Annotated in this window: 22 protein-coding genes and 1 tRNA gene; 11 read left to right on the top strand and 12 right to left on the bottom strand. The window is 62.6% G+C overall.

The genetic code is table 11. The features are described from left to right. Positions 1 to 3 precede the first annotated feature (3 nt). Positions 4 to 918 (bottom strand): septation protein SepH, encoded by a 915-nt coding sequence (gene sepH, locus HMPREF3171_RS06410; protein ID WP_070483724.1) that lies wholly within the window; start codon positions 916 to 918, stop codon positions 4 to 6. 253 nt (positions 919 to 1,171) lie between these two features. Between sepH and HMPREF3171_RS06405 the strand changes: the two genes are divergently transcribed. From HMPREF3171_RS06405 to HMPREF3171_RS06385, 5 genes are all read left to right on the top strand, one after another. After that, positions 1,172 to 2,467 carry a citrate synthase gene (locus HMPREF3171_RS06405; RefSeq protein WP_083291997.1) on the top strand — a complete coding sequence of 432 codons (1,296 nt, stop codon included), beginning with the start codon at positions 1,172 to 1,174 and terminating at the stop codon, positions 2,465 to 2,467. Between the two features lie 109 nt (positions 2,468 to 2,576). Further along, the gene (locus HMPREF3171_RS06400) at positions 2,577 to 2,936 is read left to right on the top strand and encodes an FKBP-type peptidyl-prolyl cis-trans isomerase (protein WP_070451706.1); all 360 of its coding nucleotides are present in this window, start codon (positions 2,577 to 2,579) and stop codon (positions 2,934 to 2,936) included. Between the two features lie 10 nt (positions 2,937 to 2,946). Beyond that, positions 2,947 to 3,774, top strand: a complete 828-nt coding sequence (locus HMPREF3171_RS06395; protein WP_070483722.1) for an aldo/keto reductase — start codon at positions 2,947 to 2,949, stop codon at positions 3,772 to 3,774. 227 nt (positions 3,775 to 4,001) lie between these two features. Next, positions 4,002 to 4,340, top strand: coding sequence for a DUF485 domain-containing protein (locus HMPREF3171_RS06390; protein WP_070421457.1), 339 nt, complete (start codon positions 4,002 to 4,004; stop codon positions 4,338 to 4,340). A gap of 3 nt (positions 4,341 to 4,343) precedes the next feature. Further along, positions 4,344 to 5,996, top strand: a complete 1,653-nt coding sequence (locus HMPREF3171_RS06385; protein ID WP_070421456.1) for a solute symporter family protein — start codon at positions 4,344 to 4,346, stop codon at positions 5,994 to 5,996. Positions 5,997 to 6,122: 126 nt separating this feature from the next. On the opposite strand, the gene HMPREF3171_RS06380 is transcribed toward HMPREF3171_RS06385, so the two are convergent. Together HMPREF3171_RS06380 and HMPREF3171_RS06375 are read right to left on the bottom strand one after the other, a co-directional pair. Further along, entirely contained in the window at positions 6,123 to 9,845 is a 3,723-nt protein-coding gene (locus HMPREF3171_RS06380; RefSeq protein ID WP_070483720.1) for a DUF4062 domain-containing protein, read from the bottom strand. A gap of 344 nt (positions 9,846 to 10,189) precedes the next feature. Then, complete coding sequence (locus HMPREF3171_RS06375) at positions 10,190 to 11,404, bottom strand: hypothetical protein (protein ID WP_141743371.1); 1,215 nt, start codon at positions 11,402 to 11,404, stop codon at positions 10,190 to 10,192. Positions 11,405 to 11,477: 73 nt separating this feature from the next. Here HMPREF3171_RS06375 and HMPREF3171_RS12395 point away from each other — a divergent pair, with 73 nt between their 5' ends. After that, on the top strand, positions 11,478 to 11,600 hold the full coding sequence (locus tag HMPREF3171_RS12395; protein ID WP_256365569.1) for a hypothetical protein: 123 nt from the start codon (positions 11,478 to 11,480) through the stop codon (positions 11,598 to 11,600). Positions 11,601 to 11,774: 174 nt separating this feature from the next. Here the strand turns inward: HMPREF3171_RS12395 and HMPREF3171_RS06370 are convergent, their stop codons facing one another. Together HMPREF3171_RS06370 and trhA are read right to left on the bottom strand one after the other, a co-directional pair. Beyond that, positions 11,775 to 12,578, bottom strand: coding sequence for a DUF1906 domain-containing protein (locus HMPREF3171_RS06370; RefSeq protein ID WP_070450789.1), 804 nt, complete (start codon positions 12,576 to 12,578; stop codon positions 11,775 to 11,777). Between the two features lie 37 nt (positions 12,579 to 12,615). Continuing rightward, on the bottom strand, positions 12,616 to 13,317 hold the full coding sequence (trhA, locus tag HMPREF3171_RS06365) for a PAQR family membrane homeostasis protein TrhA (protein ID WP_070483716.1): 702 nt from the start codon (positions 13,315 to 13,317) through the stop codon (positions 12,616 to 12,618). 114 nt (positions 13,318 to 13,431) lie between these two features. Between trhA and HMPREF3171_RS06360 the strand changes: the two genes are divergently transcribed. Further along, a tRNA-Arg gene (locus tag HMPREF3171_RS06360) sits at positions 13,432 to 13,504 on the top strand. A gap of 48 nt (positions 13,505 to 13,552) precedes the next feature. Further along, entirely contained in the window at positions 13,553 to 14,029 is a 477-nt protein-coding gene (locus HMPREF3171_RS06355; protein ID WP_070483772.1) for a GNAT family N-acetyltransferase, read from the top strand. 25 nt (positions 14,030 to 14,054) lie between these two features. On the opposite strand, the gene HMPREF3171_RS06350 is transcribed toward HMPREF3171_RS06355, so the two are convergent. From HMPREF3171_RS06350 to HMPREF3171_RS06335, 4 genes are read right to left on the bottom strand one after another with little or no spacing between them, the layout of a single operon-like run. Then, positions 14,055 to 14,339 carry a mycoredoxin gene (locus HMPREF3171_RS06350; protein WP_070421450.1) on the bottom strand — a complete coding sequence of 95 codons (285 nt, stop codon included), beginning with the start codon at positions 14,337 to 14,339 and terminating at the stop codon, positions 14,055 to 14,057. Between the two features lies 1 nt (position 14,340). After that, positions 14,341 to 14,817, bottom strand: a complete 477-nt coding sequence (locus HMPREF3171_RS06345; protein WP_070483714.1) for a dihydrofolate reductase — start codon at positions 14,815 to 14,817, stop codon at positions 14,341 to 14,343. After that, entirely contained in the window at positions 14,817 to 15,614 is a 798-nt protein-coding gene (locus HMPREF3171_RS06340; RefSeq protein ID WP_070483712.1) for a thymidylate synthase, read from the bottom strand. Before HMPREF3171_RS06340 ends, HMPREF3171_RS06345 begins: the two co-directional genes overlap by 1 nt. A 3-nt stretch (positions 15,615 to 15,617) precedes the next feature. Further along, a complete protein-coding gene (locus tag HMPREF3171_RS06335; RefSeq protein ID WP_070483710.1) occupies positions 15,618 to 16,391 on the bottom strand; it encodes a 3'(2'),5'-bisphosphate nucleotidase CysQ in 774 nt (257 codons plus the stop codon). A 30-nt stretch (positions 16,392 to 16,421) separates the two neighbouring features. Here HMPREF3171_RS06335 and HMPREF3171_RS06330 point away from each other — a divergent pair, with 30 nt between their 5' ends. Further along, positions 16,422 to 21,086 carry an ATP-dependent helicase gene (locus HMPREF3171_RS06330; RefSeq protein ID WP_083291996.1) on the top strand — a complete coding sequence of 1,555 codons (4,665 nt, stop codon included), beginning with the start codon at positions 16,422 to 16,424 and terminating at the stop codon, positions 21,084 to 21,086. Positions 21,087 to 21,096: 10 nt separating this feature from the next. Here HMPREF3171_RS06330 and HMPREF3171_RS06325 read toward each other — a convergent pair whose 3' ends face one another. Next, positions 21,097 to 22,662, bottom strand: coding sequence for an HNH endonuclease signature motif containing protein (locus tag HMPREF3171_RS06325; protein WP_070483708.1), 1,566 nt, complete (start codon positions 22,660 to 22,662; stop codon positions 21,097 to 21,099). Positions 22,663 to 22,737: 75 nt separating this feature from the next. After that, positions 22,738 to 22,977, bottom strand: coding sequence for a hypothetical protein (locus tag HMPREF3171_RS06320; protein WP_070421446.1), 240 nt, complete (start codon positions 22,975 to 22,977; stop codon positions 22,738 to 22,740). A 10-nt stretch (positions 22,978 to 22,987) separates the two neighbouring features. On the opposite strand from HMPREF3171_RS06320, the gene HMPREF3171_RS06315 reads away from it, so the two are divergent. After that, entirely contained in the window at positions 22,988 to 23,797 is an 810-nt protein-coding gene (locus tag HMPREF3171_RS06315; protein WP_070483769.1) for a DNA-formamidopyrimidine glycosylase family protein, read from the top strand. Between the two features lie 202 nt (positions 23,798 to 23,999). Continuing rightward, positions 24,000 to 24,248, top strand: coding sequence for a hypothetical protein (locus HMPREF3171_RS06310; RefSeq protein WP_070483707.1), 249 nt, complete (start codon positions 24,000 to 24,002; stop codon positions 24,246 to 24,248). A gap of 48 nt (positions 24,249 to 24,296) precedes the next feature. Here the strand turns inward: HMPREF3171_RS06310 and HMPREF3171_RS06305 are convergent, their stop codons facing one another. Then, a complete protein-coding gene (locus HMPREF3171_RS06305) occupies positions 24,297 to 24,941 on the bottom strand; it encodes a DedA family protein (protein ID WP_070483705.1) in 645 nt (214 codons plus the stop codon). Between the last annotated feature and the right edge of the window lie 11 nt (positions 24,942 to 24,952).

Below are 24,952 nucleotides of genomic sequence, written 5' to 3'. Positions count from 1 at the left end.
GGCTTACCGCTTCGGACGCTTCGTGTTGGTCCGTACGCCGAGCAGCACGTCCTCCCAGTGGGGCGTCACCGACTTGCGGCGACGCTTCTGTGGCTGCTCCTCCTCATCCGGGTGGCGCAGGAAATCGCCCTCGAGCACCTCGCCCTCCTCGGCGGGTGCATCCTGAAGGATCTCGACGGGCGCGGCCGGCGCAGCCTCATCCTGCTCGCCGTGCAAGGAACGCACCGCAGACAGCGAGCGCACCGGCTGGGCGAAATCCGGATCGGTCAGATCCGCAGCCATAGCGTTGCGCGCCTCAGTCTGGGCCGCGGCGCCCATGGAGCGCTTAAACGACCACAAGGCCTCGTTCTCCGTCAGGCCCGCCTGCCAGGTAACGCGCACAACCCAGGTGTCGCCCTGCTCGCGGGTGGCATCCCACTCCGCATCGGAAATCGAGTGACCACGGGCAGCAAAGGAGGTAGCCAGGATCTCCAACAACGTCTGCTTCGCCGGGCCATCCTCGCGCACCGGATGGGACTGCTTCGCAGCCTCCGCAACCTGGGCGCGCTCAAGCAACACCGGGTGGGCATAGGACTCGAGGCGGCTTTCGGCCACACCCATCTCTTCTGCCAACTCCGCGGCGGTCGCGCCGGCGCGGATGCGTGCCTGGATCTCGTTCGGACGCATCGACAACGGGGTGGCGTAGAGCGGATCCGGCTCCGGCAGTGGGCGCGGCTCCGGGGCGGGTGCCACCGGTTGCGCAGGCTGCTCTTCCTCAGTCACCTCGGTATCGGTGGCTGGTTCTTCCGGGGCGGGGGAGTCGTCGATAAGCAACGGCGCAAGCTCCTCACGGGCAAGCTGATAGCGCACACCCTCCTCGTCGCGGAGCACAAAAAACGTCTCCGTCGACTCGTCTTCCAAGAAAACAAGCTCGCGCATAGGACTCCTTCCGCCTGGCAATACGAAAACTAAGCCTATCGGACGCACGTGCCCACATCAGGCAACCAGCCCCAAGACACCCGACGGCGCAAAGCGATACCATCCCAATACGACCAATGACGCCATAAAAATATGTGGTACATCCAGGACAATCGCAGCATTGTCGGACGCATCACAATATTTGCTAGAGTGCGTTACGTAAAAAGGTTGCCCGAAAAACGAGAGCAACACCCAACGTAGGAAAGGGAAACCAGTGGCTACTGAGAACAAGGACAAGGCCGTACTCCACTACCCGGGCGGCGAGTATGAAATGGACATCATGCGCGCCACCGAAGGCAATGACGGTGTCGTGCTGGGGAACCTCCTCGGTGAAACTGGCCTGGTCACCTTCGACCCGGGCTACGTCTCCACCGGCTCCACCGAGTCCAAGATCACCTACATCGACGGTGCAGAGGGCATCCTGCGCTACCGCGGCTACGACATCGCAGACCTGGCAGAAAACGCCACCTTCAACGAGGTGTCCTACCTGCTGATCAACGGCGAACTGCCGACCACCGACCAGCTGGACAACTTCAACTCCGACCTGCGCCACCACACGCTGCTCGACGAGGACTTCAAGGCCGCGTTCAACATCTTCCCGCGCAACGCGCACCCGATGGCCGTCCTTGCCTCCTCGGTCAACATTCTCTCCGCCTACTACCAGGACCAGCTCAACCCGCTCGACGAAGAGCAGCTGGACAAGGCAACCGTGCGCCTCATGGCTAAGGTGCCCATGCTCGCCGCATACGCCTACCGTGCATCCCGCGGTAAGCCGTACATGTACCCGGACAACTCCCTGAACCCGCGCGAGAACTTCATGCGCATGATGTTCGGCTACCCGACCGAGGACTACCACGTCGATCCGGTCCTGACGAAGGCCCTGGACAAGCTCCTCATCCTGCACGCCGACCACGAGCAGAACTGTTCCACCTCCACGGTGCGCATGATCGCCTCGGCACAGGCGAACATGTTCGTCTCCATCGCAGGCGGCATTAACGCCCTGGCCGGCCCGCTGCACGGCGGCGCAAACCAGGCGGTGCTCGAGATGCTCGAGGACATCAAGAACAACCACGGTGGCGACGCAACCGACTTCATGAACCGCGTGAAGAACAAGGAAAAGGGCGTCCGCCTCATGGGCTTCGGCCACCGCGTGTACAAGAACTACGACCCGCGCGCGGCTATCGTCAAGGACACCGCACACGAGGTGCTCGAGCACCTGGGTGGCGACGAACTGCTCGACCTGGCGATGAAGCTCGAGGAGATCGCGCTGAACGACGAGTACTTCATCCAGCGCAAGCTCTACCCGAACGTCGACTTCTACACCGGCCTGATCTACCGCGCCATGGGCTTCCCGACGGACTTCTTCACCGTCCTGTTCGCCATCGGCCGCCTGCCGGGCTGGATCGCACAGTACCGCGAGCAGCTTGAAATGAACACCAAGATCAACCGCCCGCGTCAGATCTACACCGGTTACCAGAAGCGCGACTTCGTCCCGCGCGACCAGCGCTAACCAAACGTTTCAACCGCCGAGGAACACGTCCCCTATAATTCGCGGGGAAGTTCCCGGCGGTTTTTTAATGCCGACCGCACAAACCTCAAGGAGATTCTCACTCATGGAAATGGAAAAGCCATTCATTGAAGCCCCCGAGGGGCCGGCACCAGCTGATCTGGTTATCCAGGACATCACCGTCGGCGAGGGCGAAGAAGCGGTGGCTGGCGGCTTCGTCAAAGTCCACTACTTGGGTGTCGATTACGAAACCGGCGAAGAGTTCGACTCTTCCTGGGACCGCGGAGAAGCAGCCGAGTTCCCGCTCGCGGGCCTCATCGCAGGCTGGCAGGAAGGCATCCCGGGCATGAAGGTTGGCGGCCGCCGTCAGCTCACCATCCCGCCGGAGAAGGCATACGGTCCGGCAGGTGGCGGCCATCCGCTGTCTGGCCGCACCCTGATCTTCATTATCGACCTGCTCGACGCCCGTTAGGGGAAAGCGCATGCGAATCCCGGTAACTACGCTCAACGACGGCTACGATCTCCCGCTGCTTGGCCTGGGCACCTACAAGCTCCAGGGCGAGGACGTGGAGCGGACCGTGCGCACCGCGATCGAGCTGGGCTACCGCCACATCGACACCGCGTCGTTTTACGACAACGAGGTGCAGGTGGGCAAGGCCATCAACGACGCGATTAAGGCGGGCGACGTCACGCGCGAGGAACTGTTCATTACCACCAAGCTGTGGAATGACGATCAGGAGCGCGCCCTCCAGGCGTACAACGAGTCCCTCGAGCGCCTCGACCTGGAGTTCCTCGACCTTTACCTTGTGCATTGGCCGTGGCCGCAGAACGGCACGTACGTCAAGGCGTTTGAGCAGCTCGCTGAACTGCAGGGGATGGGCCGGCTCCAGTCGGTGGGTGTCGCGAACTTCTACCCGGAGGTTCTCGACGACATCATCAACGCCACCGGCATCACGCCGGTGCTGAACCAGGTGGAGCTGCACGCTGGTTTCACCCAGCCGGAGCTGCGTGCTTACCACGAGGAGCACGACATCCTCACCGAGGCGTGGGCGCCGATCGCCCGCGGCAAGAATTTTGACGACCCGGCCATCCGGGCCGTCGCGGATGCCCATGAGGCCACACCTGCGCAGGTGTGCTTGGCATACCTGATGAAGCTTGGCTGCTCTGTGGTGCCGAAGAGGAAGAACCCGCAGCGCCTCGTCGAAAATCTCGGCGCGGTAAATGTGAAGCTCACCGACGAAGATGTTGCCACCCTCGATGCGGTGCAAGGGGAGCGTATGTCAGGGGATCCCCTGACGTTCCCGGGATAAAGGTTTTCCTGGGAGTGGATTTGAGCCCGTTCGGCCGTGGAAGCGGCCGGGCGGGCTTTTCTCGTCGCAACGAAAAGCGTGACTTTTCGGGGGTAGGGGTAGGGGTGAGAGGATTTAAACAACTCTCCGTGAGTGTGTGATACGTTACACTCCACATTGTTGAGTCGAGAATCGCGAATTGTCGGCAAGGCAAGACCCAATCCCGTGAACAAGAAAGGATCGAGGCAATGACAGGTTCCCCCGCTGTCCCGCAGCGCCGCGAGCCCACGCCAGACGAGTTTGTGGCAATGCAACAGAGCCCCGAATTCCAAGATCTGCGTGGAACATTCCGTGGCTTCACCTTCCCGGTGATGATTGCGGCGTTCCTCTGGTACGTCTTCTATGTCGTCTTTGCTACCTTCGCGCCCGATGTCATGGCGCGGCCCTTCCTAGGCCTCAACCTTGGACTGTGGCTCGGACTTGCACAGTTCTTGACCACATTCCTGATCACCTGGGTCTACGTGAAGTGGGCAAACAAGAACATCGAACCCCGTGCAGCGCACATTCGCCAGGAAATGGAGGGCTAAGCCATGCAGACGTACATCAACGCCACAGCGGCTGAAAGCACCGCCACCGGCAACCCTCTGCTGAACATCGCCATCTTCGGCGCGTTCATCGTGGTCACCCTCTTCATCGTGACCCGCGCTGGCAAAACCACCAGCGAATCCGCCGACTTCTACACCGGCGGCGCATCCTTCAGCGGCACCCAGAACGGCCTCGCCATCGCCGGCGACTACCTGTCCGCCGCGTCCTTCCTGGGCATCGTCGGCTCCATCGCGCTGAGCGGTTACGACGGCTTCCTTTACTCCATCGGCTTCTTCGTCGCATGGCTGGTCGCCCTGCTGCTGGTCGCCGAGCCGCTGCGAAACGTCGGCCGCTTCACCATGGCGGACGTGCTGTCGTTCCGCCTCCGCCAGAAGCCGGTGCGTGTGGCCGCAGCTTTCGGTACCCTGTTCGTGTCGCTGTTCTACCTCATCGCACAGATGGCCGGCGCCGGCTCGCTGGTGTCCGTGCTGCTGGACCTGCACTCCTTCGCCGCACAGGCAATCTGTGTTGCCATCGTCGGCGTGATCATGATCGCCTACGTCCTTATCGGCGGCATGAAGGGCACCACCTACGTGCAGATGATCAAGGCCGTGCTGCTCATCGCCGGCGTGCTGATCATGTCGATCCTCGCCTTCATCATGGCCAAGGGTGGCATGAATGCGGTGCTCAACCAGGCGATCGACACCCACGCCGCGTCCCAGTACATCGCGGAGAAGGGCTACCAGGCCGAGGATCTCCTCAAGCCGGGCCTGAAGTACGGTGCGACCACCACCTCGAAGCTCGACTTCCTGTCGCTGGGTCTTTCCCTGGTGCTTGGTACCGCGGGTCTGCCGCACGTGCTCATGCGCTTCTACACGGTGCCGACGGCCAAGGAAGCCCGCAAGTCCGTGACCTGGGCAATCGTTCTCATCGGTTCGTTCTACCTGCTGACCCTGGTGCTCGGCTACGCTGCTGCAGCATTCGTCGGCCCGGACCGCATCCTTGCCGCACCTGGTGGCGCGAACGCCGCGGCACCGCTGCTCGCATTCGAGCTCGGTGGCTCCATCTTCATGGCGCTGATCTCCGCGGTTGCCTTCGCAACGGTGCTTGCCGTGGTGGCAGGCCTGGCGATTACCGCCTCCGCATCCATCGCGCACGACGTGTACAACGCAGTGCTTCGCGACGGCCAGGCCACCGAGGATGAGCAGGTCCGCGTCTCCCGCATCACCGTGGTGGTGCTCGGCATCGTCTCCATCGTCCTGGGCATCCTGGCGATGCAGCAGAACGTGGCCTTCCTAGTGTCCCTCGCGTTCGCGATCGCGGCATCCGCAAACCTGCCGACCATCCTGTACTCCCTGTACTGGAAGCGCTTCAACACCACCGGCGCGGTTGCGTCGATCTACACCGGCCTGATCTCCGCGCTGGTGCTGATCGCCCTGTCGCCGGCGGTCTCTGGCAGCCCGACCGCGATGTTCCCGGACGCCGACTGGTCCATCTTCCCGCTGACCAGCCCGGGCCTCGTGTCCATCCCGCTCGGCTTCCTGGGTGGCCTTATCGGCACCTTCCTGGGCAAGCCGGACAACTTCGATGAACTCCAGGCCGAGATGGAGGTTCGTTCCCTCACCGGTGTTGGTGTGGAGGCTCCGGTCGACCACTAATCCTGGCTGAATAACAAGAAACGGGCTCAGTGTGATGCTGAGCCCGTTTTTGCGTTTGCTTTGTTTTAGCCAGCCGCGCAACTCAAGCTTGCGTGCACTGAGGAATGCCGGGAAGCACCGCCATGTCTACATCTGCTCTGCGATTTCCTTCATCGCTTCCCACATGCTGCGCTGCTCGGGTGTACCGCTGTCAGTTTGCAGCAGGGTGACACAAGAATCGTGTACGGCGGAAGCAAACTCCTGGCGGAGAGAATCAGGAACCCCACGAAGGATCAGTGGTGCTGCAAGCACAACCGTATGGGCAAAGCGCGGTACCGTCGCATCGGGACTGTCATACTCTGACACGAGCGCGGTGCAGTACTGGGTCAACACCTGCGACGTTTGAGAAAGCGCCTGCCCATCCTCCGGAAGCTCGGCCAAACCTATGTCCCGTTTGCGCACGGTATCAAGGGTTGCCCTGGCTTTTTCATGACGGCCAACACGTGCGTAGTGCTCGTAGAGCTTCCTCAACGAGTAGCTGTAGTTGAGCTGGCATTGAGCGTCGGGGTGTGTTTGTGCGATCCACTTTGCAATATCGGTAAGTGCCTCCATGAAGCGGAGCCTTGCTTCTAGGTTTTCGGCTTGGGAGAGACCGATCAGCAGTGCGTGATGCGCAGCATTTGCAATGGCGAACGCCTCAGGCAGGTTAACGCTTGATGCTTCCGCAAGTACTCGAGAAGTATGGACGCGAACAAACCTTGCTGCCCCGACGCGAACCTCCCTTGAATGGGTGCTTTCACAGAGCTCAAGAAGAAGAGCAAATACCTTAGCCAACTCGTTCCACCCAGCCGGCGGGGCGGAGTTGAGGAAGGGGACAAGCGCCACCACCGAAGCGCGAAGCCGTAGGAAAGCGTCCATTTCTTTCTGCATCTCGATGTAAATATTCGCTAGTTCGATGCTGGTCCGAAGTATGTCGGTTGCGTATTTGCCGCCGAAGGGAACCTTCTGCGTTGCTACGACGAATTGGTTGACAGCATCCTCGAGCAGCTCCACCGGCGGGGCCATATTCGGAAAAAGCTTCCGGACAAACTGTGCTCTTATCGCCGTGGCTTCCGCTGCCAATGCGAAGGAAACAGCTGGCCCGTCGCCGCCGTCAACCAGGATGGCAGCGATCTCCATGGCTTCATCCAAGGTGGGGATCACAAGCCCATTGTTTGTAGATCCATGGATATCTGCGATCTGAAGGAGCACGCGTATCGCTTCTTCGATGGCTCTAGGATCCCTGGCTTGGAGCGCAGGAACAAGCATGTCTTGGCAGCTAAATAGCAGCTCGAGGGCTGATTTTGTGTCTCCTGCATTTGCATCCAGAAGTGCCATCTCACGTTGGGCTCGAGAATAGAAGACAGCAGGTAAAACACGATTTGGCTCGGCGTCGTACAGGGGGTCGATATTCTTAAACGCCAGGTACAGCAGTAGGCGAGCTTCCTCCACATCTTCGGTGTGTGAAGCAGCAATCGTGAGAGCTTGGCAGCGCAATAAAACCGTTTTCGCCGTGACAGGGAAGTCGTTCAATACCTCAAAACAAATTGAGGCCACACTTGTTTGTACTTGTGGGTCAGGGGAAAGATCAGCAGCAGCTAAGAGCGTTCGCAGCGCTTCGAATGATGCACCGGCCGTACGCAGATGCTGAAGGTGTGAGATTGCATAGGGCAAGTGAAGCAAGTTGGTCACAATTGCTGCGTCGTACACTGTGGTTTGCGGAAGGCAGTCGAGCGCCAACGGAATGCTCTCTAGATTTTGAGGACCCTTGGGAGCAGGCGATGAAAAGAGGTGGAACAGGAACGCCTCCGCGAGTTTGCGCTGGTTCTTCCACTGATGCTCAATGTCGTAATAATCCTCGCTTTCGAGCGCCGCATACTTTGGGGTGGTCTCGACACTGTTGCGCAGATCGGTTTCGTAAATGCGCATGAGTAGAGAATGTGTGAGCGGTGAACCAAAACTCTCCGCGGCCTCGCTAAATACTCGGTGCGTAAAGCGCATCCGTTTCTCCGGCCCATTTGGAGTTAGTTGATTCGCCAAAGAACGGAAAAGTCGGGCAACCGAGATCTCAGTATTTGTTGTGAAGCCAGCGTCGCGCAGCGCGTTGACGGTTTGTTCTTGCGAAAGCCCGATCCTAGAAGCACCCAAGAGACCTACTGCAGCGCGGGCGAGGGCACGATCGGTAGATGCGATGGAGGTTTCCAAAAAGTGGTGGGCAGCGCTTGACAGGTCATCGGGGATGAGCCACGCGCGGTCTGCAAGCATGTTTTGGATTGCGCTGGCTTGATCAGGTTCATCCTCGATGGACTTGAAATCATCACCATCGATATCGAGAAGTAGATCCAGCGCAAGCTCTATCCAAAGAGGTAAGCGTTGTTTGGACGCGATGATCTGGCGAGCGCCGCCTCCGATCTCGCGCCTAATTCTGCGCTCCCAGTCCTCTACGAATTCTCGCGCAATGTTGGCTGGCACTGGCCCAACCAAGACTTCTTTGAAATCGGAGTTCTTCAACAGAGTGACGTCCGAGCGCGAGGAAGAAGATACAGCCAACGCGGTGCGAGACGAGAGCCATTCCACTGGCCAGAATCCGCCGGCTCCATCCACAATCTGCTCTAAACCGTCGACGATGAAAAGCAGATCAGGATACTCAGCTACAACCTTTTCCATTTCTTGCCTCCAGCGCGGGCGCCAAGTTTCGGGAGAGCCCCGCCAATCGTCGAAAAGCGACAGGCCCAAGGTTGCGTTTATGCATCGCGTAATCTCGAATGCGAGCTCGTCCCCCGTCCAAATGCGGTCGTCCAGCCCCATAATGACGGTGATGGGCAACTTGCCGGATATAGATTCTCCGGAGGCCGCCAAATACTTCTCGAGTGCCAACAGAAGTGAGGACTTACCCGCGCCGGACTCGCCATAAACCACGACAGGCGAATCGATGCGGAGGAAAAAATCGATCGATTTGAGCAGTTCCTCTGACCCAAAATTACGAGTGCGGGAACCTCGAAACAGGACCTCCTCCGCGGTACCGTCGCGCGGGATGCTGCGGGCTCGCTCCAGAAGCTGCGGTTCAAGCAGACTGACCGCAAGATCCTCGAAGTGCTGCATTGAAGCAGTGGGCCACTGACCATTCTGGTCGAAGGCAACGGAGTAGCGTTTCACCGTCTCCGCATTGCCCCATCGTTGAGATACCTCGTCTTTGAAGTCAGAAATTCGGGTTGGGTCTGAGTCGGCCCAGCCGTGCGGTGGGGGGCCTTCGACCTGCCGGAAAAGGATGAACGGTGTGGTTGTATCATCTGCGTCCCAAAGACCAGCTTTGGCGAATTCCAACTCGGTGATAGAACACTCGCGAGACCTCTCGGGGTCGAGTCCAACGCGCTGTGCCGTCCATTCGAGGAGAGACTTGTCGTCTGAAATCCAACCGTAGCGGTCTCCGATGAGCCCGAGGAAGAGCGGGGCCGCGCGATCGACTTCGTCAAGGCATACGTCTAATACCTTGCGCCCAGCCGCCTCTTCATCCATGTCGTTGGTGTCGACTCCCCAGCGCAGGTCAATAAAGTGCATCTTTGCGCCGAATCGGCGCAAAGATTCGTTGAGCCGGTCACTTACGGGACCATTGAGAATGTCACGTTCCGTATGGAAATCGCGAAAGGTCGATGACACAAAAACAGGAATGTTGAGCATGAGGCCCCTTAGCGCAGTCAGTGTTTGAACACTCATTATGCGCCAACCGGAGCATATTAGGAGGCCGACGACCGCTTGGTTTTCGCTCAACCCGCTAATATCGCCTGCATGAAAAAATGGTCCCAAGAGCGCCTTGACCAGCATCTCGCGCATGCTGCATGGTATAAACCGATCCGCAAGGTTAGGGCCCGACGCTTGGACAAAGACGCGCAGTGGCGGACTTCCACTGGCAGCGTCCTTCACGCAAAGGCGGGGGACTGGGAGGTCACTGACGGGACACGAACATGGACAGTTGCGTCTGAGGTTTTCGACAAGTCATACAGCCAAGTCGCGCCGGGGGAGTACAAGAAAACGGGGAGAGTCCAAGCCCGCCGACTCAGCGAGGACGCTACGATCCCCACGCTGGAGGGAGAGGCTCACGCACACGCAGGTGATTGGGTGGTCCGTGGCGTAACAGGAGAGTGTTGGCCAGTGCCAGATGCGGAGTTTTCCGAGGCCTACGAGATCCTAGAAATGCCGTAACCGAACATCCCCGCCAGGGCGGGGTACACAACTTTCACGATCTTGTGGTTGTAATCCTGGGTGTGCGAGTCGAGCTCTGCAAACGGTTTGTATGAGGGTTTCCGAGCAGGAGGTTCCTTGCTGTAGTCATAGGATGCTCGACGCTCGGTTCCGTTGCTATCAATCCATGTGCGCTTGAGCATCCAATCATTGTGCTCGGCTTCCGCCATCGAGGTGATCTCCTGTTCCGAGGGATGCTCTTCCCACCCGTAGCCGTCCTTCATAAGCTGAAAACCGTGTAGGCGTAGGTTTTTAACCATGTACCGAGCGGCTGCTTCAGAAGTTTGTCGTGCCTTCAGGATGTCGTCGTGAGAAAGCTTCTGCGATGGGGATGGCGGGCCATAAAGCGACGTGTAGGCGATGTCGAATGCCCAGCCCCAGACGGAGAAGGCGGAATCGCGGATGGCGTCGATGCTCAACCCAACCTTTTGTGGGTCAATAACTTCCAGAACTGTTCTGGCTTCGGCATCGTTCCAGACAAGACCCTGCAGTATGTGGTCAGTCACCGCAATAATCGCTCGACGTTTCCTGAGGGAGGGGATCTGAGCAGCGACGTGGACTGGATCGCCGACGAGGACAACCATATCTGCCAGGCCCTCTACCTGAGGGCTCACAATCTGTTGAACTTCCAGCTCGTTAGCGAACCGGTTGTAATTGTGGATCCACGCGTCCAACTCACGCTTTTCATCTCCCGGGCCGCATTGCTTGACCTCAACAGTGTGAGCTTCGAGTGTGGTCAGCAGGTGGAGTATTTTGTCTGTGATTGCGCGAACTGTGAGGTCGGCTGGATGAAATGCTTCAACAGGTTGTCGTTGAGCGATGTGGGTAAAGCGTGCTGAGGTTGCTAACTCGGGGGACCGAAGAAGCTGGAATATTGATACCGTCTCACCGCATTGTGCGTGACGGAGGTCCTGCGCCTCAGAACTCAGGCGAGCTGTTTCGATGTCATTTTCGGCAGCGATGATCACGTGGGAAGCATGTTTGACAGTTTGAGCAACGAGCCGATCATCGCTCAGATGCTGTTTGTACCCTAAGCCAAGCGTGCCTTTGGCTGTTGGGTTTCCCTTCTCCAAGATATGAACGGGGAGCTCCCTTTCTTGGTCAAGGACTGAGCGGACGATGCTGTTTGCTTCCTCGGAGGAGCCGATCACCACTGGACCTCCTCGGCGGCGCTTGCTCGTTGCTCTCGCCCACCCGATACGCGATATTCCTAGTAGGGCAGAAATGACTGCTCCGAAGGTGACAAGGAGTGAGAGGATTAAACCTATCGTCATCCAGGTCGTTGGTGATGCCGGCTGGCCAGGCGCTGGCGCATACGAGGCGGCAAAAGGCGCGATGCTCGCGTAGATGAGCGAGACGACGGACGCGTTATGAGACTCCGAAAGCGTGACGCCGCAGTTGTAGAGGCCAATCGCAGTGGCAGACAATGCGATGACCAGACGATTTGAATCGAGCCGCATAGTGTTAGGATAAAAGTTTCGCTTCCGGAAGAAGCATTGAGCCTAAGTGCTTATCGACGACCTACCGGACCAACAGTCCATTCGACGACAGCAGGCTGCTCATCTGGAACAGGGAATCGCTTTGGCCGGGGGTCCACTGGCCCCAATCGGCGGTGTAGACGTCGTTGATGTCCACCTGGATGCCCTGGATGTATGCCTGGCGTCCGGCGACCTGGTGAATGTTCGCACGGGGGTGGATGTTGCCGCGCGAGCCCCAGTCGTGCTGCCAGAAGTAGCTACCGATGCCATCCTCCAGGCACCAGGCGATGGTGTAGAAGTTGCCGTACACACCCAACTGGTAGCCGGCGGCGCTGAGTACAGCGCCCATGGCGGAAAGGTATGGGTTGATGAATTTGTTGAACTGGGCGAGCGTCGGGTTGTCGTCGATAGCCACATAGATCGGGCGCCCGGTCGGGCCGCCTGCGGCGCGGTGCAGGGCGATGGCCTGGGGTGCGTGCTTGGCAGCGCCGAGCGGACCCTGGAGCCAGTCGGCGGTGTCGGCGCGGCCGAACTGGTAGACCGACGCCACCGACAGGCCGTTGGCCTTGTAGTCCTGGGTTTCGTCGAGGGTGACGGGCTTGCCGCGCATCCAGAGTGCGTCGGGGCGGGGCTGGGATACGTAGCGCACGGCGCCGATGTGGCCGGCGGCTTTCACGGCGCGGGCGGATGGGACGGCGGCGGAGTAGTCGATCACGGTGCCGAGCACGCGGCGCTGCTGAGCCTGTGCGGCAGGGGAGAGGGCGGTGGCTGCGGCGCCGGCGGCGGCGGTGGTTGCCGCGAGTGCGCCCGCAGACTTCAGGAACGAGCGGCGATCAAAAGTAGTCACTTGCGTAACATTAGTCTCGTTTTGCCTCTTGTGCACCTTAGTTTGCCTGCGTGGCCACGATCCAGATGGCGACGAGGTGACACACGGCCGCCACGATCGTCGCAGTGTGGAAGTGTTCGTGGTAGCCGTAGTAGCGCGCCTCGCGCCCCGGCCAGCGGGCCCCGTACACGATGGCGCCAACCGTGTAGAGCACGCCTCCCGCGAATAGGAGCCACACCACCGCCGGCCCTGCGCTGGCCCACAGGGTGGGGATCAGCGGCACGATCACCCAGCCGAGCCCCACGTACACCACAACGTCCAGCCATCGCGGGTGATTGATCCACACCAGGTTGAGCGCGCCACCACCCAGGCCGCCGATCCAGGACACGACGAGGATGGTCGCGGCGGTTCGCGGCTCGAACACGATCAGGCACAGTGGGGTGTAGGTCGCGGCGATGAAGATGGAGATGGTCGCGTGGTCGGCGCGGCGCCACCACTGCACCGTGGACGGGGAGCGCCACGGGTAGAGGTGGTACATCGCGGAGACCCCAAACAGCAGTACGACCCCGACGCCGTAGACGGTAACCCCGGCGGCGTGGAGCGCCGGCAGGGTCATCCACCCGTAGGTGATCAGCACGGTGGAGGCCAGCGCGAAGGCTGCGGCCGCCACGAAGTGGGCCCAGCCGCGAATCAGGGGGCGCGGGCCGCGGTCCGCCATGATGTAGGAGCGCTGGACCTGGCCTTCTTGAAGGATCGTCATAGTGACCTCACTGGGGGTGGAGGAACAGTGACGCTATGTTACTACTTGGTAACTTATGTGGGTAGCCCAGCCGATTCCGCGAACGAAAACCGCTGCGGTAACCTAAGCCCCATTGCCCTAGTAGCTCAGTGGATAGAGCACGGCTCTCCTAAAGCCGGTGTCGGAGGTTCGATTCCTCTCTGGGGCGCAAATAGGGGTTTGGTGTGGCGTCGAGGTCAGATGGCGGGTGGTGAAGATGACTATCGAATTACGGCCACTTCGCGTCGAGGACGCTACCGAGATGGCTGATGTGCTTTCGGATCGAACCCTTTACACATTCACAGGCGGTGGGCCGCCCTCTGAGGATGAGCTTGCGCGGCGGTACGCGATCCAGACTCGAGGCGAATCCAGCGATGGTGCCGAGGAGTGGATCAATTTCGTCGTCACACTCGGTGCGTGCAAGCAGCCGATCGGATACGTCCAAGCGACCGTGCCCCGCAACGGCGGTGCGACGGAGATCGCGTGGGTGATCGGGACGCAGTGGCAGGGGCACGGCTACGCCAAAGAAGCCGTGAAACTGCTTTCCACCTATCTTGCGGAGCGAGGCATTACGTACCTCATCGCTCATATCCACCCCGACCACATCGCCTCGCAGCGAGTCGCCGCCACCGTAGGGTTGGTCCCCACGGGGCAGGTCGTCGACGGCGAAGTCCGCTGGGACCGGAGAGAGTAGAAGGGCCCCGAAGGATTCTCCGGGCCTACTCCTCGCCGGTGAGCTCGCGCAGCTTGGCGCGCACTGCCGAGGCCTCCGGGTTGGTGGCGTGGGTGCCGTCGGAGAAGAGCACGGTGGGCACGATGCGGTTGCCGTCGTTGACGGACTTGATCCACTCGTTGACCTCGTCCATGCCGTCGGCCTCGACGTCGACGATGTCGTAGGGGGTTTCGGTGCGGTCGAGGCGCTGGCGCAGCTTCTGGCAGAACGGGCACCAGTCGGCGGCGAAGATGGTCACGTGGGCGTTGGTTTCGGGTGCGGTGACGGTCATGTTAGATCCTTTCGAAGCGTTGGAATTTGTAGCGCAAGCCTGTCGACGAGGTGAGCCACTCCGTTTCGGAAACGAGGGCAAAGGTGTCGTCGATACGCGGGGCGTAGACGGCTTTGGCATCGGGGACGTCGGGGTGGACGTCGATAAGCGTGCGTTCGATGACGTCGACCTCGTCGAGGGTGGCGGCGTAGATTTGGGCGCCGCCGATGATCCAGGCGTCGCCCTCGAGGTCCGGGATGTCGGCGACGACCGACGCCCCGCGGGACCAGGCGCCCGCCTCGCGCGAGGACAACACGATGTTCTTGCGGTTCGGCAGCGGCTTGACCGGCAGTGACTCCCAGGTGCGGCGCCCCATGATGATCGGATGCCCGCTGGTGGTGTCCTTGAAATGTTTGAGGTCTTCGGGCAGGTGCCAGGGCATGTCGTCGCCGTCGCCGATGATGCCGTCGGCGCTTTGCGCCCAGATCGCGCCCAACACTAGACGGACACCTCCGCCTTGATGGTGGGGTGCGGGTCATAGCCGACGACCTCGATGTCGTCGAAGTCGTAGTCGAACAGGGATGCAGCCTTGCGCAGTTTGAGCTGCGGATACTCGCGGGCGTCGCGGGAGAGCTGCTCGCGCACCTGGTCGACGTGGTTGTTGTAGATGTGGCAGTCGCCGCCCGTCCAGATCAGCTCGCCGACCTCAAGGCCCGCCTGCTGGGCGAACATGTGGGTCAGCAGTGCGTAGGAGGCGATGTTGAACGGCACACCCAGGAACATGTCGGCGGAGCGCTGGTAGACCTGCATGGACAGGCGCCCGTCGGCGACGTAGAGCTGGAACATCAGGTGGCACGGCATGAGCGCCATCTTGTCCAGTTCGGACACGTTCCAGGCAGACACCAGGTTGCGGCGCGAATCCGGGTTCTTCTTCAGGGTTGCCAGGGCTTCGGCGATCTGGTCGACGTGGCCGCCGTCCGGGGTGGGCCAGGAGCGCCACTGCACGCCGTAGACCGGACCCAACTCGCCGTCGGCGTCGGCCCATTCGTTCCAGATGCGGATGCCGTTGTCCTGCAGCCAGCGCACGTTGGAATCGCCGCGCAAAAACCACAGCAGTTCGCCGACGACACCCTTGAAGAAGACCTTCTTGGTGGTCAGCAGCGGGAACGACTCGGAGAGGTCGTAGCGGATCTGGCGGCCAAACACGCTGCGGGTGCCGGTGCCGGTGCGGTCACCTTTCTCGGTGCCGTTTTCCAGCACGTCGCGCAGCAGGTCCTCGTATGGGGTCTTGACCATTGGTTACTTCAGTACTCCTTCGAACGAGCCGTGCTCGTCGTGGTAGCGGGCGGCGGCTTCCAAGATGTCGTCGGCAATCTCCGGGCGACAAATAAGCATGTCTGGAATATAGGTGTCGTTGTTGTTATAGCGAAGCGGGGTACCGTCGAGGCGCGATGCGTGCAGGCCCGCCGCGAGCGAGACTCCTACAGGTGCAGCTTGGTCCCATTCGTATTGGCCACCGGCGTGGATGTAGGCGTCGTAATCGCCCAGCAGCACGTGCATGGCCTTGGCGCCAGCGGAGCCGATCTGTTCTGTTTCGAAGCCGATCGCGTCCGCGACGTAGCGGGCGACGGCGGGCGGGCGGTTGCGCGACATGGCCACCTTGCCGGCGAACGGCCCTGAGACGTGGCGCACGTCGGAGGACTTAAACACCACACCAAGGTCGGGCAGCCCGACGGCGGCGTGGGTGGGCACGCCATTTTCGACGAGCGCCACATGCACCGCCCAGTCCTGCCGGCCGGTCGCGAACTCCTTGGTGCCGTCGAGCGGGTCGACGATCCACACCCGGTCCTTGCTCAGGCGCGCCGGGTTGTCGGACGCTTCCTCGGAGAGGAACCCGTCGTTGGGGCGGTGTTGGCTTAAGACTCGCTCGATCCAGGCCTGGGCGAGATCGTCGCCAGTCTCGCCGAGTTCGCGGCCACGCAGCAGGCCCACCCCGCGGATGCCTTTGAGGATTTCACCCGTGCCTTCCGCAATCAGGTTGGTCAGCCGGGAGTCGGAGTACTCAGCAGTCATGTGCCCGACTCTACCGCTAAGGTTGGCGAAATGACTGGCTCGATCTTGGACCGCTTTCACCCGCAGGTGGCGGGGTGGTTCCAGGATGTCTTCGCAGCGCCCACGGCGGTGCAGGAGCAGGCGTGGCGCGCGATTTCCGACGACGAGAACGCCCTCGTCGTCGCACCCACCGGCTCCGGCAAGACGCTGGCGGCGTTTCTGTGGGCGCTGAACTCCCTGGTGGAGCGGGCCGGCCAGCAGGCGCTGCCCATCGATGGGGCGAACACCTCCACCCACGGCGGCGTGCGCGTCCTTTATATTTCGCCGCTGAAGGCCCTCGGCGTGGATGTGGAGAACAACCTCCGCGCACCCCTGGCTGGCATTGCGCGGGTGGCGCAGCGTTTGGGCCGCGACATGCCGGACATTTCGGTGGGGGTGCGCTCGGGCGATACTCCGCAGGCGGAGCGCAACCGGCAGGTGCGAAAGCCGCCGGACATTCTGATCACCACGCCGGAGTCGCTGTATCTCATGCTCACGTCCAAGGCGGCGGGCATTCTGAAAACGGTGGACACGGTCATTGTCGACGAAATCCACGCCCTGGCCGGCACCAAGCGCGGCGTGCACCTCGCGCTTTCGCTGGAGCGCCTGCGCCGCCTCGCCGGGGACTTCCAGCGCATCGGACTGTCCGCCACGGTGCGCCCGATCGAGGCGGTGGCCAACTTTTTGGGCCCCAAGACGACGATCATCAACCCGCCGGGGGAGAAGCGCTGGCAGTTAGATGTGCGCGTGCCCGTCGACGACATGAGCGACCTGCCCGTTCCCGAGGACGCCTCCACCATCGGCGATGCGATTCTCGACGACGCCGTGGACGACGCCCTGGACGCCCCGCCGCCCGGTGCTACCAACTCCATCTGGCCCCACATCGAGCGCGCGATTTACGACGAAGTCATGGCCCACCGGTCCACCATCGTCTTCGTCAACTCGCGTCGCACCGCGGAACGCCTGACCAGCCAGCTAAACGAGCTCTGGGCGAAGGAGCACGACCCGGAGGCGCTCTCCCCGCAGACCCGCCGCCCGCCGGCGCAGCTGATGAAGTCGGTGGACACCGCAGGCCACGCCGCGACCGTGATCGCGCGCGCCCACCACGGCAGCGTGTCCAAGGACGAGCGCGCCCAGACCGAAACCATGCTGAAAGAGGGCACCCTGCGCGCGGTGGTGTCCACCTCCTCGCTGGAGCTGGGCATCGACATGGGGGCGGTGGACCTGGTCATCCAGGTGGAGTCGCCGCCGTCGGTTGCCTCCGGACTGCAGCGCGTGGGCCGCGCCGGGCACACCGTAGGGGCGGTCTCCGAGGGCACGTTCTACCCGAAGCACCGCTCCGACCTGGTGCAAACCGCGGTGACGGTGCCCCGGATGCGCCAAGGCCTCATCGAGGAGCTGCACACCCCGCGAAGCCCCTTGGACGTGCTGGCCCAGCAGACCGTGGCTGCGGTTGCGGTGGAGGACCTGGATGTGGACGAGTGGTACGACACCGTGCGCCGCGCCTGGCCGTACCGTGACCTTGCCCGCGAGGTGTTCGACTCGGTGATCGACCTGGTCATCGGCGTCTATCCGTCCACCGACTTCGCCGAGCTGCGGCCCCGCGCAATCCTCGAGGGCACTGTCTTGAAGGCCCGGCCCGGCGCCCAGCGGGTCGCGGTGACCAACGCGGGCACCATCCCGGACCGCGGCATGTTCGGCGTCTTCCTGCTCGCGGGCGCCGAGGACAAAGCACCCCGGCGCGTCGGCGAGTTGGACGAGGAGATGGTCTACGAGTCCCGCGTCGGCGACGTGTTCACCCTCGGCGCCTCCTCGTGGCGCATCGAAAACATCACCCGCGACCAAGTGCAGGTCTCACCCGCGCCCGGCCACACCGGCCGCCTGCCGTTCTGGACAGGCGACGGGCTGGGTAGGCCGTATGAGTTGGGTAAGGCGGTGGGGGCGTTTCGTCGAGAAGCAAGAAATGCTTTGGACGAAAGCTTGGACGAGCGCGCGCGTATCAACCTGCTACAATACCTTGACGAGCAGGAGGAGGCCACCGGCATCCTCCCCGACGAGAAAACCCTCGTGCTGGAGCGCTTCACCGACGAGTTAGGCGACTGGCGCGTCGTGCTGCACACCCCGTTTGGCAAAGGGGTCAACGCGGCGTGGGCGCTGGCCACCGGGTGGCGGGTCGCCCAGGAAACCGGGATGGATGCCCAGGCGGTAGCGGGCGACGACGGCATCGTGCTGCGCTTGCCGCAAGGGGAGGGGGAGCCCGACGGGGCGATCTTCCAATTCGACGCCGACGAGATCGCGGACATCGTCACCGAACAGGTGGGCAATTCGGCCCTGTTTGCCTCCCGGTTCCGCGAGTGCGCCGCCCGCGCCCTGCTGCTGCCGCGCCGCAACCCCGGCAAGCGCGCACCCCTGTGGCAGCAGCGCCAGCGCGCCGAGCAGCTGTTGGATGTGGCCCGGAACTACCCGTCGTTTCCGATCATCCTGGAAACGGTGCGCGAGTGCCTCCAGGACGTCTACGACCTACCCGCCCTGCAGGAGGTGATGCGCGACATCAATACGCGCCGGGTGCGCATCGCCGAGGTGACCACCGACCAGCCGAGCCCGTTCGCTTCCTCGCTGCTGTTCAGCTACACCGGCGCGTTCATGTACGAGGGCGACACCCCGCTGGCCGAGAAGCGGGCCGCGGCGCTGTCCTTGGACCCGTCGCTGCTGGCCAAACTGCTGGGCACCGTGGAGTTGCGCGAGCTGCTGGATGCCGACATCATCGCGGAGGTCGACGCCTCGCTGCGCCGGGTGAGCCGCGCGGAAACTTCCGAGCAGTTCGCCGACACCCTGCGCATCGTGGGGCCCGTGCCTATCGACGACCTGCCCACCTACACCTCGGTTCCCCTGACCTCCCTGGAGCAGTCCCTGGGGGCACGCATGATGCTGGTGCGCATCGGCGGGCGCGAGCACGTCGCCCAGGTGCTGGACGCGCCCTTGCTTCGCGACGGCCTCGGCGTGCCCGTCCCGCCCGGCGTCCCCGCCCAGGTGCAGACCATCCCGGATGCGTTGGCGCAACTGGTGGGGCGTTGGGTGCGCACCCGCGGGCCCTTTGTGTTGCGCGACCTTGCGGACGCGTTCGGGCTGGCCGTCGGTGCGGCGCATGCAGCGCTGATGCCGCTGGTGGACAAAGAAAAGGTCATCGAGGGCCGCTACCGGCAGGGCGTCGAGGAACAGGAGTACGTCGCCGCCGAGGTCTTACGCATCATCCGGTCGCGCTCGCTGGCGGCGGCGCGCGCCCAGACCCGGCCGGTGTCGCAGTCGGCCTATGGGCGTTTTCTGCCTTCGTGGTCAAACGTGGCCCCGGTGGGGGTCACGCCCGCGCTGCGGGGCGCCGACGGGGTCTACTCGGTGATCGAGCAGCTCGCCGGGGTGCGGCTGCCCGCAAGTGCTTGGGAGTCCCACATCTTCCCGTCCCGCGTTGGCGACTACTCGCCGGTGATGCTCGACGAGCTCACCGCCAACGGCGAGGTCGCCATCGTCGGCGCCGGCAAGGCAGGGGCGCGTGACCCGTGGATCATGCTGCTGCCCACCGACTACGCGGCCCAACTCATGCCGCAGGTCGAGGAACCCCTGCTGTCGCTGACCCAAACCCAGGTGATGGAAAAGGTGCGCCGCGGCGGCGGGTTCCTGTTCGGCGATCTGCTTGAACCCTCGACCACCACCGAGGAGCTGCGCGAAGCCATGTGGGACCTGGTGGAGGCCGGCTTCCTCGCGCCGGATTCGTTTGCTCCGATCCGGGCCCGGTTGGCGGGCGGGAAGACCGCGCACCGGGCGCGCCGGCGGCCGCAGCGAAGCAGGGTGCGCTCGGGGCGGACCTCGTTCGCGTCGACGGTCCCGCCCGACATGGTGGGCCGTTGGTCGCTCACGCCCACGCCTGATAGCGACCCCACGCGTCGCTCGGTGGCTTTAGGGGAGTCGCTGCTGGACCGCTACGGGGTGGTCACCCGCGGTTCGGTGGTAGCCGAGGACATCCTGGGCGGGTTCGCGCTGGCCTACAAAACCTTGTCTGGTTTTGAGGAATCAGGCAAGGCGATGCGCGGCTACCTCGTGGAGGGGCTTGGGGCCTCGCAGTTTTCCACCCCGGCCACCATCGATCGGCTGCGCGGACACCAGGACACCGACGACGTGGTGGGCTGGCCCTCGGGCGCCCGGGATCCGCAGGTGCATGTGCTGGCCGCCACCGACCCGGCGAACCCCTACGGGGCCGCGCTGCCGTGGCCGGCGCAGGGCCCGACCCGTTCGGCCGGCGCGATGGTGGTGCTTGTCGACGGCCTCTTAGCCGCCCACATCACCCGCGGCGGGAGAACCATGACCACCTTCTTCGATTTCTTCCCCGACGGGGTAGGGGACCCGATGCCGTTGGTCGTCGATGCCCTGACTCAAGCGGTCCGGGCCGGCCGCATGCAGCCGTTGAGCGTGGAAAAGCTTAACGGTGGGCCCGCCTTTTCCTTGAAGGACTATGGGGCGACGGTGACCCACAAGGGGGCGAAGATCGGCGGGCGTGCCTCGGCGCCTCCGAAGCGGCGCGGGCGCAGCATAACGGAGGCGCTGGGAGCGCTAGACGGTGCAGGGGAGGCCGACGGCAGGCCTGACTTGGGTGGCCCGGCGGGTGGGCTCACCTTTGACGACTAGGGGCGGAGTCCTAGGGCCGAAGTGGTACGCGTGGTACCGGCCGGTGGGTGGTCCCCGGCGGCTGCTGCGGTGGTGGCGGTGGTGGTGGCGGTGACGGCTGCGTCGCCGGCGGTGGCCCCGCCATCCTGGCCCGTTTCGCCCGGATTCGGTTGACCGCCGAGTGCATGGCGGGGTCTGTGGTGTTTACGTGACGGGTGCCGTCGGCCTTGACCAGCACGGCGGTGCCGGTTGTGGGGTCGTAATCCATGTAGCCCTTGTTAAAGGAGCCGTCCCGGTGGTCATTGTTGCACCGGTGATGGGTGGGGCACAGGCCGGTCAGGTTGGTGATGTCGGTGCCGCCGTGCCGCAGCCACGAAATGATGTGGTGGGCTTCGCACTCGCTCATTGCGGTGGTGCAGCCGGCCCAGGAGCACACGCCTTGGATGGCGAACATGGCGATGCGTTGCGCAACAGACGCGAGCCGTTTCGACCTACCCAGGTGCAGCGGCACTCCGGTAAGTCCGTCGACGGTGAGTAAGAAGTCGGAGGTGCCGTCCATGCCGAGGCGTACCAGGTCGAAGGCGTTGAGTTCCACGCCGACGTTGGTTTGGAACAGGGTGGTTGCGTCGGCGTCGGCAAGATCGTCCAGCGTCACCGACACCACAACGGAGGCGGCGCCGCCGTTGGCGGCCTGCTCGCCGTGTTCGTATTGGCGCATGATGGCCATGAATTGGTCGTAGCGGCGCTGGCCGCGGGTGCGGGAGTCGCGGTCCTGCTGGTGTTCGGTGGGGATGTTGGAGTTCGGCGCGAGCCCCTTGTCGGTGAGTGCTTTGTAGAGGGCGTAGTCGCCTGCGGTCATGTGCAGGCGCACGTCGTAGGTGCCGTCGGAGTTTTCCTTGCCCAGGGTGGCCTCGCGCTTTTCAAAGCCAGCGTTGGGGTTCTTCTTTGCGTGTGGCTTGTTTGCCTTGTCCACCAGGCGCTTGACGAACAGCCGCAGGTCCTTTTCGCTGCGGGTCTTGGCTTCCTCCATGGCGCGGGCGTAGATGCTCATGCGTTCGCCCTCGGCGGCCTTGAGCAGTTTGTCGAGTTCTCGCCGGATGATGTCCTGCTTGGCGGCGGGGACCTCGCCGGCGCGACGGCGGGCGTCCTCCTGGTCTTTGCGGCGACGCTCGGCTTCCTCGTCGGCGGCCTTGCGGGCGGCTTCTTCGGCGGCGGCGCGCTCCTCGTCGGTCGGTTCATCGCCGGCGCCAAACAGGTCCCCGAGGAAATCGTCCAGGTCGGGCTCGGGTGGCGGGGGTGGCGCGAACATGGCTTTGGCTCGGGCGAGCCGGTTGTAGGCCTCGCCCTTGGAGATGCCCAACTTTTCCATGAGGTAGGCGTCCGGGTAGTTCGCGCCGACGAGTTTGCCGGCATCGGCGAGGACACAGGCGTGGGCAAAGGAGGCGTCGACGTAGGCCTTCTTATCCATAGCTTGTTCGAGGCGTGCGATGTCGCGGGCGATGGTGGTGAAGGGGAGGGACGTGGGGTCGTCGAAAAGCAGGCGCAATTGCGTCAGGCTGTCTACGACCTGGTCAACGAGCCGAGATACGTTGTTCATGTCCCCTCCTTCAAGTAGTTGAGGGTCAATCTATCAACGCGCCCGACGTGACAATCAAACGTTCGAACACCCGTTCTATTGCAACTGCTTGACCAGGTGCGCTGCCGCCGCAAGGCCGAGCCGCGGATTCGCCTCGCGCACGTCCTTCACCGCGCGCACATACTCGACCTCAGGGTCGGTGCCGGTCTCCGCGAGCACCCCGCGCGCCCACTCGACTGCGGCGTCCATGTCGGGGAAGAAGCCGACGAGCGACTCCTCCGGGGTCGGCCCGGCATTGACCACACTGTTGAAAATGTTGCGTAAAAAGCGGAACATGGGCCCCACTATGCCTGAAGGTGATTCCGTTTATCAGCTCTCGAAGCGCCTGCAGTGGATGCAGAACCGCGAAGTCGCAGCCACAAGCATTCGCGTCCCGCGCTACGCCACCGTTGATTTCACGGGCATGACCTGCGAGCGCGTTTGGCCCCGCGGCAAGCACCTGTTCATGCAGTTCGCTAAAGACGGCCACCAGACGCAAATCCTGCACACGCACCTCAAAATGGAGGGCACGTGGTCGATGCATCGCGCCGGAACACGCTGGAAGAAGCCCGCTCATGCGGCTCGCGTGGTGCTTTCGCTTAGCGACGACCCCCAGCCCGACATCGAACTCGTCGGCTTTTGGCTCGGCCTCGTTCGGGTGTTCCCAGCCCGCCAATACGAGCAGGAGATGGGGTATCTCGGTCCGGATTTGCTCGATCCGGATTTCGACCTGGCGGAGGCAGTCAGGCGCATCGAGGCACAGCCGAACCTCGAAATCGGACGTGCCCTGCTGGATCAGCGCAATCTTGCCGGCATTGGGAACGAGTACCGCGCGGAGATCAACTTCCTCGCGGGTACGCACCCGAGGGAACGGGTGGGGGAGGTGGACGTCGAAAAGCATGTGCGTCTTGCGCGACGGCTGATGTGGGCGAATAAAGACGCCCCCGTCCGCGTGACCACTGGGATCAGGCGGGCGGGGGAGACGAGTTACGTGTTCGGCCGCAACAACAAGCCGTGTAGGCGCTGCGGCACGCTCATTGAGAAGGGATTTCTCGGCGGCGACGGCGACCTCGAGCGGGTTATTTGGTGGTGTCCGCGGTGTCAGCCGGAGCCCTGATATATTCCATTTCTGGAAAAGGGGGGCGAGATATGGACTTTGAATTTTTGAGAGAAAAACGTCCGTGGGGGAAGCGAGAAATCGACCGGCTCGGAGACTGCTACGAGTCAGCATGCCTCGAGTATTCTGAACCTCATTGAATCTTTGCGAGCCCTATCGCAACGTCTCAGTTCGTACGAGGTAGAAGAGTGAGGGGGAGACGATGAAGCACTTCCTTATGGTGTTCAACCGCAAGACCGGCGCGCTTCGGATGAAAGAGTATGCGGATGTACGTGATGCGATCCTGCAGCGGCTCGAGGAAGAACAGGCCAACGACAATCCAGATGTCGAGATTGTTGTGATCGGAGCGCCGTCCTTAGAAGACCTGAAGGTTACGCACTCCCGATACTTCGCGGTCGATGAACTTCCCGATGTTGCTTCGTATTGGGCGCAAGACGAGAAGGTTTCTTAAAGGGGAGAGGGCGACCGTCACTTTCGTGATCGGTCGCCCTCGAGCGCGTTATTTGGTGGTGTCCGCGGTGTCAGCCGGAGCCTGGCGGTCACGCATCGCGCGGCGGATGAAGAACACCAGGAATCCGAGGATGATCAGGATGAGCACGACGTAGATGACGTTGGAGTAGGTGTCCGCGTACTCGGTGGCCTTTTCCCAGTTGTCGCCGAGGATGTAGCCCAGGTAGATCAGGATGGCGTTCCAGATGCCGGAGCCAAGCGTGGTCCACAGGCCGAAGGTGAGAAGGTTCATGTTGCCCAGGCCCGCCGGGATGGAGATCAGCGACCGCACACCCGGGATGAGGCGACCGATGAACACGCTGGGCTTGCCGTATTTGTTGAAGAAATCCATCGATGCGTCCACGTCGGAGGCGCGCACGAGCCACATCCAATCGGCGATCTTGCGCAGGCGCTCCAGGCCGAGCCAGGCGCCGACGCCGTAGAGGATGTATGCGCCGATGACGGAGCCAAGCACGGACCAGATGAACACGCTGACCATGTTCAGGGATCCCTGCGCGACGGTGAAGCCTGCCAGCGGCAGTACGACCTCGGACGGAATGGGTGGGAAGAGGTTCTCCAAGAGGATCGCGATGCCGACACCGGGGGCGCCAAGGGTTTCCATTAGGCCGACGATCCAGTCGATGATGCTCTGCATTGGGCCTATCT

This window comes from Corynebacterium sp. HMSC08F01 (assembly GCF_001807545.1).
In the GTDB taxonomy this organism is placed as follows: domain Bacteria; phylum Actinomycetota; class Actinomycetes; order Mycobacteriales; family Mycobacteriaceae; genus Corynebacterium; species Corynebacterium coyleae.
The sequence above is the reverse complement of the archived record's forward strand: the minus strand, read 5'-3'. Positions and strand labels throughout refer to the sequence as shown.

What these genes read in the sequence shown, in the direction of transcription:
- sepH (WP_070483724.1), bottom strand. Translation starts at nt 918, where the DNA reads ATGCGCGAGCTTGTTTTCTTGGAAGACGAGTCGACGGAGACGTTTTTT.
- HMPREF3171_RS06400 (WP_070451706.1), top strand. Translation starts at nt 2,577, where the DNA reads ATGGAAAAGCCATTCATTGAAGCCCCCGAGGGGCCGGCACCAGCTGAT.
- HMPREF3171_RS06395 (WP_070483722.1), top strand. Translation starts at nt 2,947, where the DNA reads ATGCGAATCCCGGTAACTACGCTCAACGACGGCTACGATCTCCCGCTG.
- HMPREF3171_RS06390 (WP_070421457.1), top strand. Translation starts at nt 4,002, where the DNA reads ATGACAGGTTCCCCCGCTGTCCCGCAGCGCCGCGAGCCCACGCCAGAC.
- HMPREF3171_RS06385 (WP_070421456.1), top strand. Translation starts at nt 4,344, where the DNA reads ATGCAGACGTACATCAACGCCACAGCGGCTGAAAGCACCGCCACCGGC.
- HMPREF3171_RS06380 (WP_070483720.1), bottom strand. Translation starts at nt 9,845, where the DNA reads ATGCGCGAGATGCTGGTCAAGGCGCTCTTGGGACCATTTTTTCATGCA.
- HMPREF3171_RS12395 (WP_256365569.1), top strand. Translation starts at nt 11,478, where the DNA reads ATGACTGCTCCGAAGGTGACAAGGAGTGAGAGGATTAAACCTATCGTC.
- trhA (WP_070483716.1), bottom strand. Translation starts at nt 13,317, where the DNA reads ATGACGATCCTTCAAGAAGGCCAGGTCCAGCGCTCCTACATCATGGCG.
- HMPREF3171_RS06355 (WP_070483772.1), top strand. Translation starts at nt 13,553, where the DNA reads ATGACTATCGAATTACGGCCACTTCGCGTCGAGGACGCTACCGAGATG.
- HMPREF3171_RS06350 (WP_070421450.1), bottom strand. Translation starts at nt 14,339, where the DNA reads ATGACCGTCACCGCACCCGAAACCAACGCCCACGTGACCATCTTCGCC.
- HMPREF3171_RS06340 (WP_070483712.1), bottom strand. Translation starts at nt 15,614, where the DNA reads ATGGTCAAGACCCCATACGAGGACCTGCTGCGCGACGTGCTGGAAAAC.
- HMPREF3171_RS06335 (WP_070483710.1), bottom strand. Translation starts at nt 16,391, where the DNA reads ATGACTGCTGAGTACTCCGACTCCCGGCTGACCAACCTGATTGCGGAA.
- HMPREF3171_RS06330 (WP_083291996.1), top strand. Translation starts at nt 16,422, where the DNA reads ATGACTGGCTCGATCTTGGACCGCTTTCACCCGCAGGTGGCGGGGTGG.
- HMPREF3171_RS06325 (WP_070483708.1), bottom strand. Translation starts at nt 22,662, where the DNA reads ATGAACAACGTATCTCGGCTCGTTGACCAGGTCGTAGACAGCCTGACG.
- HMPREF3171_RS06320 (WP_070421446.1), bottom strand. Translation starts at nt 22,977, where the DNA reads ATGTTCCGCTTTTTACGCAACATTTTCAACAGTGTGGTCAATGCCGGG.
- HMPREF3171_RS06315 (WP_070483769.1), top strand. Translation starts at nt 22,988, where the DNA reads ATGCCTGAAGGTGATTCCGTTTATCAGCTCTCGAAGCGCCTGCAGTGG.
- HMPREF3171_RS06310 (WP_070483707.1), top strand. Translation starts at nt 24,000, where the DNA reads ATGAAGCACTTCCTTATGGTGTTCAACCGCAAGACCGGCGCGCTTCGG.
- HMPREF3171_RS06305 (WP_070483705.1), bottom strand. Translation starts at nt 24,941, where the DNA reads ATGCAGAGCATCATCGACTGGATCGTCGGCCTAATGGAAACCCTTGGC.